Raw genomic sequence first — 11,334 nt, 5'->3', positions numbered from 1 at the left:
GGGCCAGGGAAGCCGCGGTGATCCAGCGCGCCACGGCGACCATGGCCTGCGCCTCGCGCTGCTTGTAGATCTCCCGGCCCGAGACGCGTGGTCTGCACCGCCGCGAAGACCGGCCCGACACCGACCATCGCTACGAACATCGATTCCTGGTCGGCGGCCTCGACACGGTCTGGACCGCACCCGATCCGGTTGCGCCCCTGCTGATTTCGTCGGAGGCCGTGGCGTGATCGAGATCGTCAGCCCGACAGCCTGCATCAAGTGCGACGTCTGCATCAAGGTGTGCCCCACCGACGTCTTCGACCGGGGCACCGACGGCGTACCGGTGATCGCGCGCCAATCCGACTGCCAAACCTGCTTCATGTGTGAGGCCTACTGTCCCACCGATGCGCTCTACGTCTCCCCGGTGTCGTCTCCCGTCGGTGCCGACAGCCCGCACGCATCCGAATCGGCGGTCAGCGATGCGGACCTGTTCGGCGGCTACCGTGAGATGGTCGGCTGGGGGCGGGGCCGCACGCCCGGATCCCGGCTGGATCAGAATCCGGTGCTGACCGCGGTTCCGCCTCTGGCCGAACCTCGACTGGGAGCCCCGGCGGAGCTGGCGGGCACCCCCTGGAATCATCAAGGCCATTGATTCTGCGTAGGGGGCGCAAAAGTGCGGGAGACCAACGCCGTCAGCGCAGAATCAACGAGTGCCGGTCTCAGAGCTTCTGGATCGGCGCATGGTTGTGCATGAGCTTGACCCGGCCGGCGCTGCCGAAGTCGATCAGTGACATCGCGGATTCGCCGACACCCGAGACTTCCTCGACCCGGCCCAGCCCGTACTTGTCGTGGCTGACGCGATCCCCGGGTTCCAGCGTGATGACCGGCCGGTTGCGCGCCGGCGCGGGACGCGACGGCGACGGACGTGGGGCACCATAGCGGCCGGCATTTCCGACGGGCGCACTCAGCGACGACGACGGTGCCTCGATGCGCCGCCAGTTGATCAGCTCCTCCGGAATCTCGCGCAAAAACCGCGATTCCGGGTTTAGCATGGGCTGCCCCCACGACGAGCGCACCTTGGCCCGCGAGAGATACAGCCGCTTGCGGGCCCGGGTGATACCGACGTAGGCGAGCCGTCGTTCTTCGGACAGTTCGTTGGGGTCACCGAGTGCCCGCATGTGCGGGAACATGCCGTCCTCCCAGCCGGTGACGAACACCGCCGGAAACTCCAGCCCCTTGGCGGTGTGCAGCGTCATCATCGTCACCACACCCGCGCCGTCCTCAGGGATGTCGTCGGCATCGGCCACCAACGAGACCCGCTCCAGGAACTGGGCCAGTACCCCGGTGTCGGGGATGTCCTCGTCGACCGGTTCGTCTTCGCCCGCTTCGGCCAGGGCCCGGGCGTTGGCCAGGTCGGTGCTGAATTCGTGTGCGACGCTGACCAACTCGTTGAGGTTGTCCAGCCGGGCCAGATCCTGCGGGTCGCTGGAGGCTTCGAGCTCACGCCGGTAGCCGGTGCGCTCCAGCACGGTCTCGACCAGGTCCCCGAGCTCGTCGTCGAGCTTGGCCCGCAGCTGGTCGAGCATCTGGACGAAGCTCGCGATGGCCTTCTCCGAGCGGGAGTTCAGCATCGGCACCCGCCCTTCGGCGGCGGCTTGCAGCGCATCGTTGAAGTTGGCGCCGGTGTTCTCGGCGTAGACCGCGACGCACGCCTCGGCCCGGTCGCCGATGCCTCGACGGGGGGTGTTGAGGATGCGACGCATGCTCACCGAATCCCCCGGATTGTCGAGCACCCGTAGGTAGGCGACGATGTCGCGGATCTCGCGGCGCTCGTAGAAGCGGACGCCGCCGACGACCTTGTACGGGATGCCGGCGCGGATGAACACTTCCTCCAGCGCGCGCGAGGAGTTGTTGGTGCGGTAGAACACCGCGACGTCCGAATACTTGAGGCCCGCACTGTCGGCCAGCGCGTCGATCTCCTCGGCCACGAAGCGGGCCTCGTCGTGCTCGTTGTCGGCCACGTAGCCGACGATCAGCTCCCCCTCGCCCTCCTCGGTCCACAGCCGCTTCTCGCGGCGGCCCGTGTTGCGGGCGATCACCGAGTTGGCCGCGTTCAGGATGGTCTGGGTGGAGCGGTAATTCTGCTCCAGCAGGATCGTGGTCGCATCCGGGTAGTCGCGCTCGAAGTCCTCGATGTTGCGGATCGTCGCGCCGCGGAACGCGTAGATGGACTGATCGGCGTCACCCACCACACACAGTTCCGAAGGGGCCACCCCATCCTTCTCGTCGAGGTGATGCCCCACCAACTCGCGCACCAAAACGTATTGCGCGTGGTTGGTGTCCTGGTATTCGTCGACCAGCACGTGACGGAACCGGCGCCGGTAATACTGCGCGATCTGCGGGAAAGCCTGCAGGATCCCGACCGTCTCGCCGATCAGATCGTCGAAGTCCAGCGCGTTGGCCGCGCGCAGCCGACGCTGATACTCGCCGTAGACCTGCGCGATGATGCCGGCCATCTCCTCGGCCGCCTCCGACGCCTCGGCCGCGGCCTGCTCCGGTCCGATCAGCTCGTTCTTCAGGTTCGAGATGCCGTTGGCCAGCAGCCGCGGCGAGTACCGCTTGGTGTCCAGCCCCATGTCCTTGCCGATCATCATCAGCAGGCGCCGGGAATCGTCGGAGTCGTAGATCGAGAAGTTGGAGTTCAGTCCAGGCAGCAGTGATGCCTGGTTACGCAGGATCCGGACGCAGGTGGAGTGGAACGTCGACACCCACATGTTGCGGGCCTTGGGCCCCACCAGCTGGACCACACGTTCCCGCATTTCGGCGGCGGCCTTGTTGGTGAACGTGATGGCCAGGATCTGGCCCACCCCGACGTCACGCGCCGCCAACAGGTAGGCGATGCGGCGCGTCAGCACCGCCGTCTTCCCCGAGCCGGCGCCCGCGACGATCAACAGCGGCGACCCTTCGTGCAGTACCGCTTGGCGTTGCTGCGGGTTCAGGCCGTCGAGAAGTGCATCAGTTTCGGTAGCGAGCGTCATCTTGGGTTCAAACTTACCGCTGGGCGGGGACAGTTTTGCGTTGGCACGGGCTTGCCTGGGACCATCGAAGCGTGCCCGACATTGATGACCTGCGCCGCGAGATCGACGAACTCGACGCCACCATCCTGGCGGCCGTACAGCGCCGCGCCGAGGTCTCCAAGGAGATCGGCAAGGTCCGGATGGCCTCCGGTGGGACCCGGCTGGTGCACAACCGTGAGATGCAGGTCATCGAGCGGTACAGCGTGCTCGGGCCCGAGGGCAAGGACCTGGCCATCTTGTTGTTGCAGCTCGGGCGCGGCCGGCTCGGCCATTAGCCCTAGCGCCCCGCCGGCTTGTCCGGTGTCTTGAGCGAGTCGATCAACCACGGCGTCAGCCACTTCACCGCTTCGGCCGTCGGATGGACCCCGTCGCTGCGCATCCGCACCCCGTCGATCTTTGCGGTGTATTTACCGTTCGGGTTCAGCTTGGCGTTGAAATCCAGCACCGACACGTTCGGTCGTTGTGCGGCCACGTTGCGCAGCATGGTGTTCCAGGTCTGTACCCGGCCCGGCTGATCTTCCGGGTACAGCGTTCCGTCGGACCGCTCGCCGCGCCGGCTGTAGGGCGCCGTGGTCACCACCACGCGGGCCCCGGTTGAGCTGAGAATGTCCAGCGCACGTTGCAGCTCGCTCTTGAGATACGCGTCGTAGGCGTCGTTGCCGATGTGCATCCAACGCCCGTGCCAGGTTCGGTCGACCACCTCCCAGCGGCCGATCATCAGCAACACGGTTTCCGGACGGTCATGTGTGACCCGCTGCGCCCAGCGCTCCGGCCAGGAATCGCATTCCGGTTTCTGGTTGAGCGTCTCCCCGGCCGACCGGTACGGCCCCCCACGGGCGATGCCGCAGCCGATGGTGGTGTAGTCGCTGAAGTGGAACCCCGGCGTGGGTGGCAGATACCGCATCAGGGTCCAGGCCACGGAGTCGCCGAACACCGCGACGGTCCGCGTGCCGGGTGGCAACGCCGGCGGCGGCCCCACCGGAACGGCCCGTTCGGCGCCGACGTCCTGTTCGGAGGCGGCGGCGGCCAGGACGTCCGGGCCGGCCGGGCGGGTCGGGACGCTCACCGGGACGACGGTCATGGTCACCACTGCAGCGGTGGCCACCGTGGCCCCGGCCAGACGCAGCATCGGGACGTGTTCCGGGCGCCAGTGCCGGATCGGCTGCTCGATCGCCCACCACGACACCCACGACACCGCGATCGTCACCGCGCACCGCAATGCCAGCAGGGACCAACCGGTCAGACCGGTGCGTTCCCCGTTGAGGATCAGGAAGATCGGCCAGTGCCACAGGTAGACGCCGTAGGAGATGACGCCGAGGGTGACCAGTGGATACCAGGCCAATGCGCGGGCCACGTAGCCGTCCTGATCGAGCGCGACCGGGGCGACGACGAGCACCGCGCCCAGCGCCACCACGATCAGCAGGCCATGGCGGAACTCGGCGGCGCTGCCGGTCGCCAGGTGCGCGGCCGCGCCGAGGACGAGCACGCCCAGCACCGGCAAGATCCAGGCCACCCAGCGTCGCCAACGCGCCCGGATCAACGTGCCCGACACGGTCAGGGCGGACCAGTCGCGCACCAGGAGCGCCGCGGCCGCCGCACCCACCAGCAGCGCCTGGGCCCGGGTGTCGGTGCCGAAATAGACCCGGTTGAGCAGGCCGTCGTCACCGGACAGCAGGATCGCCTCGACCGCCGAGGCGACGACGCCGAGCACCGCGAGCCCGAACACGGCTCCACGTACGGCATTTGGCCGACGACGGCGCAGTACCAGGGCCGCGGCCAGCACCAGCAGCGGCCAGATCACGTAGTACTGCTCCTCGACCGCGAGCGACCAGGTGTGCTGCAACGGCGAGGGGGTGTCGCCCTGACTGAAGTAGTCGGTGTTTCCCGCGACGAACACCCAGTTCGCCATCCAGAAGAACGCCGCGACCGCATCGTCGCGAAGTGAGCTCACCGCATCGGACGGGAACAGGTCGCGCGCGATCACCACGGCCAACGTCATCAACACCATCGCCGGCAGCAGCCGCTTGGCCCGCCGGATCCAAAAGCCCTTGAGGTCGATGCGTTCGGTGCGGCGGTACTCGTCGAGCAGCAGCGAGGTGATCAAGAATCCGCTGAGCACAAAGAAGACGTCGACGCCGATGAACCCACCGGCCACGCCCGGCACTCCCCCGTGGCCGGCCAACACCAATGCCACCGCGATCGCGCGGATGCCGTCGAGGGCGGGGATGTCCCGGCGGATCGAGGCACGCCGACGCCGACCGGCAGCACGGACTGGCGCCGCAGTCAACGTCATGCCCTCCCGTCTTGGCCTTGAGCCCCAGAGTTTAGGGGGACTCGGGCGTCGAATCGGGAAGGCGCGACGGGAGATTGTGTGCGGGTTACTTCGTCAGCGCGATGTACTTGGTCTCGAGGTATTCCTCGATTCCCTCCGAGCCGCCCTCACGGCCGAAGCCGGATTCCTTGATGCCGCCGAACGGCGCGGCCGCATCGGAGATGACGCCGCGGTTGATGCCGACCATGCCGGACTCGATGCCCTCGGCCACCCGCAGCGCCCGGTCCAGCGATTGGGTGTAAACGTAAGCCGCCAAGCCGTATTCGGTGTCGTTGGCCGCGGCCACACCTTCTTCCTCGGTGTCGAACCCGGTGATCGGCGCGACCGGCCCGAACACCTCTTCTTTCAGGATCCGGGCGTCGGCCGGTACGTCGGTCAGCACCGTGGCGGGATAGAAATTGCCCGGCCCGCCGGGGGCGACACCGCCGACGGCGACGGTGGCACCTTTCGACACCGCGTCGGAGACCAGTTCGGTGACAGTGGAGACCTGCTTGGAATTGATCAGTGGACCCAACGTGGACGACGGGTCGATGCCCTTGCCGAGAGCGAACTCGCTCATCCGCTTGACGAGTTTCTCGGTGAACTCCTCACGCACCGAGTTGGCCACGTGGAAGCGGTTGGCTGCGGTGCAGGCCTCCCCTCCGTTGCGCATCTTGGCCAGGATTGCGCCGTCGACCGCGGCGTCGACATCGGCATCGTCGAACACGATGAACGGGGCGTTGCCACCCAACTCCATCGACGTGCGCAGCAGGGTGTCGGCGGACTGCTTCACCAGGGCCTTACCCACGCCGGTCGAGCCGGTGAAGGTCAGCTTGCGCAGCCGGCCGTCGTCGATGAGCGCGGTGGTGACCGCCCTCGGGTCGGTGGTCGGCAGCACCGAGAGCACACCCTTGGGCAGGCCGGCCTCGTCCATCAGCTTGGCCAGCAACAACATGGTCAGCGGTGTTTCCTGGGCGGGTTTGACGATCATGGTGCAGCCCGCCGCGAACGCCGGACCCATCTTGCGGGTGCCCATGGCCAACGGAAAGTTCCACGGTGTGATGGCGTAGCAGGGGCCGACGGCCTGCTTGGTGACCAGAATGCGGCCGGTGCCGGCCGGCGCGGGCGTGAAACGTCCGGCGATGCGCACCGCCTCCTCGGAGAACCAGCGGAAGAACTCGGCGCCGTAGGTGACTTCACCCTTGCTCTCGGCGAGTACCTTGCCCATCTCCAGCGTCATCAACGCGGCGATGTCGTCGGCCCGCTCGGTGATCTTCTCGAACACCGCCCGCAGGATCTCGCCGCGGGTGCGGGGCGCGGTGGCAGCCCAGTCGGCCTGCACGGCGCAGGCTGCGTCCAGCGCGGCGGTCGCGTCGTCGGCAGTGGCGTCGGCGACGGTGGCGAGCACCTGATCGTCGCTCGGGTCCAGCACGTTGAACGTCGATGCGGCCTGACGTTCCTCACCACCGATCCACAGTCCCGTGGGCACGGATGAAATCAAGTCTTCAAAGGCCATACATCAATCATGTACACCTCTGGATCGAGCGCCGCACTATGGTCAAAAGAATGAGTGCTGACATCACCGCAACCCCGGCATGGCAGGCCTTGTCAAAGCACTACGACGAGATCCGCGACATCCACCTCACGGACCTGTTCGCCGAGGATCCAGCCCGCGGAAGCGAGTTGGCGTTGACCGTCGGCGACCTCTACATCGACTACAGCAAGCACCGTGTCACGCGCCGAACGCTGGAGTTGCTCACCGATCTGGCTCGCGCGGCGGGCCTGGAAGAGCGCCGCGATGCCATGTTCGCCGGTGAGCACATCAACACCTCCGAGGACCGCGCGGTGCTGCACACCGCCCTGCGGTTGCCTGCCGACGCGTCACTGACCGTGGACGGCCAGGACGTGGTGGCCGACGTGCACGAGGTGCTCGACCGGATGGGCGACTTCACCGACCGGCTGCGCAGCGGTGACTGGACGGGCGCGACCGGTGAACGCATCACGACCGTCGTCAACATCGGGATCGGCGGGTCGGACCTGGGGCCGGTGATGGTGTACGACGCGCTGCGCCACTACGCCGACGCCGGCATCAGCGCGCGTTTCGTGTCGAACGTCGACCCGGCGGATCTGGTCGCGACACTGTCCGATCTGGAGCCGGCCACAACACTTTTCATCGTGGCGTCCAAGACGTTCTCCACCCTGGAGACCCTGACCAACGCCACCGCCGCCCGTCGGTGGCTCGTCGATGCGCTCGGTGCGGACGCGGTGTCCAAGCATTTCGTGGCGGTGTCCACCAACGCGAAGTTGGTGGCTGAGTTCGGCATCGACACCGACAACATGTTCGGGTTCTGGGACTGGGTGGGTGGCCGGTACTCGGTGGATTCGGCGATCGGGCTGTCGGTGATGGCGGCGATCGGCCGCGAGCGGTTCGCCGAGTTCCTGGCCGGCTTCCATCTGGTCGACCAGCATTTCCGTACCGCGCCGCTTGCCGCAAATGCCCCGGCGCTGCTCGGCCTGATCGGGCTGTGGTACTCGAATTTCTTTGGCGCGCAATCGCGCGCGGTACTGCCGTACTCCAACGACCTGTCTCGATTTGCCGCCTACCTGCAGCAGTTGACGATGGAGTCCAACGGCAAGTCGGTACGCGCCGACGGCAGCGCCGTAACCACCGACACCGGTGAGATCTTCTGGGGCGAGCCGGGCACCAACGGCCAGCACGCGTTCTACCAACTGCTGCATCAGGGCACCCGGTTGGTGCCTGCCGACTTCATCGGCTTTTCCCAGCCCACCGACGATCTGCCCACCGCCGACGGCACCGGCAGCATGCACGACCTGCTGATGAGCAACTTCTTCGCCCAGACCCAGGTACTGGCGTTCGGTAAGACGGCCGAAGCCATCGCCTCCGAACTGCCCGCAGGCACATCCACGTCGGCGGTCCCACACAAGGTGATGCCTGGAAACCGACCGACGACGTCAATCCTGGGGACAAGATTGACGCCGTCGGTGGTAGGCCAGCTGGTTGCCCTCTACGAACACCAGGTATTCACCGAGGGAGTGATCTGGGGGATCGACTCCTTCGATCAATGGGGCGTCGAACTGGGCAAGACCCAGGCCAAGGCGCTGTTGCCGGTGATCACCGACCCGGAGTCACCCGAGCGGCAATCCGACTCGTCGACCGATGCGCTGGTGCGCCGCTATCGCGCCGAGCGCGGGCGCTCGATCTAGTAGAAGGGCGCGGGCTCTCTAGCGCCTGTCCGTTATCCCGGCTCAGCCGGGAAGGTCGATGGTCCGGCACGGTCCGCCCGGCACGCAGGCGACGCCGCCACCGGGCCCGGCCTCGGCCCAGGGCCCACCCGGAACGCCCGCGGAGACGTGTCCGTCAGACCCGGCCTGAGCCCCGGGGCCACCGGGAACCTCAGCGCCCGCGCCCTGCGGGCCGGCCGACGGAGTACACGGGGTGCCGTCCGGGTTGTAGCAACCGGGCGCCGGCGGGGCGGGCGGCGGCGGCCCGGGCTCGGCGAAAGCCACCGGGGCGAAGGCCACCGCACCCGCGGCGGCACCGGTAAACAACATCGTGGAAATCAACTTTGTGGACATGCCCTTGGGCTACCCACGTCCGCTTCGGACCGAAACCTCGTCTCGGCCGAAGTGGCCCTGATCATTCGGATGATTGAATCCGATCTTCAGCGGGAACCCTGGGGCGTCACCACCAATTGCGGCCCGACCGAACTGGAGTTTCAACGATGTCAACAAATCCGCTGACCTTGACGACCGGCAAGAGTGGTACCTGGCCATCGATCCGTAAGTGGTCGATGACCGTCGGCTTTGGCGTGGCCCTCACTGCGGCGCCGCTACTTGTCGGGTGTGGTTCTAGTGATGACACCGCCCCGACGACATCGTCACTCACCTCGACGACCACAACCGTGACCACCACCATGGAGACTTCACCGGCGCCGGCCCCCGGCGGCGAAGGCACCGCTCCCGGTGGAGCCACCGGCGGCGGTGGCCCCGAGGGTGGCGGCGGCTCCATTCCCGGCGGACCCACCGGCGGCGGTGGGCCCGAGGGTGGCGGCGGCTCGATCCCCGGCGGACCCACCGGTAGCGGTGGCCCCGGTGGTGGCGGCGGCTCGATCCCCGGCGGACCCACCGGTAGCGGTGGCCCCGGTGGCGGCGGCGGCATGATCCCCGGCGGACCCACCGGCAGCGGTGGCCCCGGTGGCGGCGGCGGCTGCCTGCCCGGCGTCGGCTGCGTGCAGGTCCCGGCTCCCTGATCGGAGCCGACAAGCTCAGGCGAAGCGCTTGGTGTACTTCGGTGGCAGCAAGCGCATCACCTGGGTGAGCGGTGCCCACGGCCAGCGCGGCACCACGGCCCGGCCCTTCTCCTTGTCGATGGCCTCGACCATGGCGCGTACCCCGGTCTCGTTGTCGACCATGAGCATCGTGGTGGCCGACTTGGCCGTCATCTCCGACTCGATGTAGCCAGGCTCGACAACGGTGACCCGGATCGGGCCCTTGTCGTACTCGGCGCGCAGCGACTCGCCCAGCGAGGTCATGCCGGCCTTGCTCGCGCAGTAGGCAGCCTTGCCACCGGGCACACCGGTGTTGCCCAGCACCGACGAGATCAACACCAGGTGACCGCTGCCGGACTTCTTGAACATCTCCAGCGCGGTTTCGATCTGCACCAGGCCGGCGATCAGGTTAGTCTCGATGGTGGCCTTGTTGGCCCACGGCTTGCCCTCGCCCAACGGCCAGCCTTTGCCGATCCCCGCGTTGACGATCACGCGGTCGATGCCGCCCAGTTCCTCGGACAGCTCGCCGAACACCCGGGGCACCGCCTCATGGTCGTTGACGTCCAACGCCGCGACCGCGATCTTGATGTACGGATGCCGATCGGCCAGCTCGGCCTTGAGCTCGTCGAGCCGTTCGGTGCGGCGAGCACACAGCGCCAGGTCACGGCCCTTGGCCGCGAACTGGCGGGCCATGCCCGCGCCCAGCCCAGAGCTGGCACCGGTGATGAGGATCTTCTGACGGGTCATCGCTGCAGGATAACCGAGTTAGACAACTGTCAAGAACGCAGAGTGCTCTTGCGCAGCGTGCTACTTGAGCAGCCGGGACATCCGCCGGTCCGCCAGCACCTTGCCGCCGGTCTGGCACGTCGGGCAGTACTGGAACGACTTGTCGGCGAAAGACACCTCCCGCACCGTATCTCCGCACACCGGGCAGGGCAGCCCGGTGCGGGCATGCACGCGTAACCCAGACCGCTTCTCCCCCTTGAGCGTTGCCGCCTGCTGACCGACCGAACGGGACACCGCATCGGTCAGGACGGTGATCATCGCGTCGTGCAGGGCAGCCAATTGCGCACCGGTGAGCTTGCCCGCGGTGGCGAACGGCGACAGCTTGGCCACGTGCAGGATCTCGTCGCTGTAGGCGTTACCGATCCCGGCGATCACCTTCTGATCCGTGATGACGGTCTTGATCCGTCCTGAATTCCCGGCCAACACATCCGCCAGCCCGGCCGCATCCAGGGACAGCGCATCCGGCCCCAACGAGGCGATCTGCGGCACGTCGAGCGGATCACCGACCACCCATACCGCCAGCCGCTTCTGGGTTCCGGCCTCGGTCAGGTCGAAGCCCACCGAGTCGGCGAGATGCACCCGCAGCGCGATCGGCCCCTTGCCCGGCTTGAGCGGCGTCGTCGCCAACTTGTCCGACCACCGCAGCCACCCCGCCCGCGACAGGTGGGTGATCAGGTGCCAGGGACCTGCTTCGAGTCCGAGGTACTTACCCCACCGGTTCGCCCCCGTCACGGTTTGGCCGTGCAACGCCGTGGGCGGTGGATCGAAGGTCTTGAGCACCGACAACGCGGCCACGTCGATCCGGGTGACCTGGCGGCCGGTGGCATGCCGACGCAGATGATCGGCCAGCGCCTCGACTTCGGGGAGTTCGGGCATGGGTCCAGTGTGTCAG

General features: G+C 67.4%; 10 protein-coding genes and 1 pseudogene. 4 read left to right on the top strand and 7 right to left on the bottom strand.

The window, feature by feature from the left end; all coding sequences use genetic code 11:
• The first annotated feature begins 223 nt into the window (after window positions 1-223).
• Window positions 224-631 carry a ferredoxin family protein gene (locus tag A5740_RS00960; RefSeq protein WP_076190735.1) on the top strand — a complete coding sequence of 136 codons (408 nt, stop codon included), beginning with the start codon at window positions 224-226 and terminating at the stop codon, window positions 629-631.
• A gap of 67 nt (window positions 632-698) precedes the next feature.
• Here the strand turns inward: A5740_RS00960 and pcrA are convergent, their stop codons facing one another.
• Complete coding sequence (gene pcrA, locus A5740_RS00955) at window positions 699-3,017, bottom strand: DNA helicase PcrA (RefSeq protein WP_076190733.1); 2,319 nt, start codon at window positions 3,015-3,017, stop codon at window positions 699-701.
• A 35-nt stretch (window positions 3,018-3,052) separates the two neighbouring features.
• Between pcrA and A5740_RS00950 the strand changes: the two genes are divergently transcribed.
• Window positions 3,053-3,331, top strand: a complete 279-nt coding sequence (locus tag A5740_RS00950) for a chorismate mutase (RefSeq protein ID WP_076190731.1) — start codon at window positions 3,053-3,055, stop codon at window positions 3,329-3,331.
• A gap of 2 nt (window positions 3,332-3,333) precedes the next feature.
• Here A5740_RS00950 and A5740_RS00945 read toward each other — a convergent pair whose 3' ends face one another.
• Window positions 3,334-5,349, bottom strand: a complete 2,016-nt coding sequence (locus tag A5740_RS00945; protein WP_175616126.1) for an acyltransferase family protein — start codon at window positions 5,347-5,349, stop codon at window positions 3,334-3,336.
• An 85-nt stretch (window positions 5,350-5,434) separates the two neighbouring features.
• Entirely contained in the window at window positions 5,435-6,883 is a 1,449-nt protein-coding gene (locus A5740_RS00940; protein ID WP_076190729.1) for an NAD-dependent succinate-semialdehyde dehydrogenase, read from the bottom strand.
• A 50-nt stretch (window positions 6,884-6,933) separates the two neighbouring features.
• Between A5740_RS00940 and pgi the strand changes: the two genes are divergently transcribed.
• The gene (gene pgi / locus A5740_RS00935; protein ID WP_076190727.1) at window positions 6,934-8,592 is read left to right on the top strand and encodes a glucose-6-phosphate isomerase; all 1,659 of its coding nucleotides are present in this window, start codon (window positions 6,934-6,936) and stop codon (window positions 8,590-8,592) included.
• 42 nt (window positions 8,593-8,634) lie between these two features.
• Here pgi and A5740_RS00930 read toward each other — a convergent pair whose 3' ends face one another.
• Window positions 8,635-8,964 carry a hypothetical protein gene (locus A5740_RS00930; RefSeq protein ID WP_067771125.1) on the bottom strand — a complete coding sequence of 110 codons (330 nt, stop codon included), beginning with the start codon at window positions 8,962-8,964 and terminating at the stop codon, window positions 8,635-8,637.
• A 146-nt stretch (window positions 8,965-9,110) separates the two neighbouring features.
• On the opposite strand from A5740_RS00930, the gene A5740_RS28660 reads away from it, so the two are divergent.
• Window positions 9,111-9,638, top strand: coding sequence for a hypothetical protein (locus A5740_RS28660; protein WP_371454697.1), 528 nt, complete (start codon window positions 9,111-9,113; stop codon window positions 9,636-9,638).
• A gap of 15 nt (window positions 9,639-9,653) precedes the next feature.
• On the opposite strand, the gene A5740_RS00920 is transcribed toward A5740_RS28660, so the two are convergent.
• The 3 genes and pseudogenes from A5740_RS00920 to A5740_RS28970 all read right to left on the bottom strand — a co-directional run.
• A complete protein-coding gene (locus tag A5740_RS00920) occupies window positions 9,654-10,403 on the bottom strand; it encodes an SDR family oxidoreductase (protein WP_076190724.1) in 750 nt (249 codons plus the stop codon).
• Window positions 10,404-10,463: 60 nt separating this feature from the next.
• Window positions 10,464-10,931 carry a zinc finger domain-containing protein gene (locus A5740_RS28975; RefSeq protein ID WP_254849040.1) on the bottom strand — a complete coding sequence of 156 codons (468 nt, stop codon included), beginning with the start codon at window positions 10,929-10,931 and terminating at the stop codon, window positions 10,464-10,466.
• A gap of 138 nt (window positions 10,932-11,069) precedes the next feature.
• Window positions 11,070-11,318, bottom strand: a pseudogene (locus A5740_RS28970) (DNA-formamidopyrimidine glycosylase family protein); the annotation flags it as partial.
• Window positions 11,319-11,334 lie beyond the last annotated feature (16 nt).

The organism is Mycobacterium sp. GA-1841 (assembly GCF_001954135.1).
Classification (GTDB): Bacteria; Actinomycetota; Actinomycetes; order Mycobacteriales; family Mycobacteriaceae; genus Mycobacterium.
This window is presented reverse-complemented; position numbering and strand designations above follow the sequence as displayed.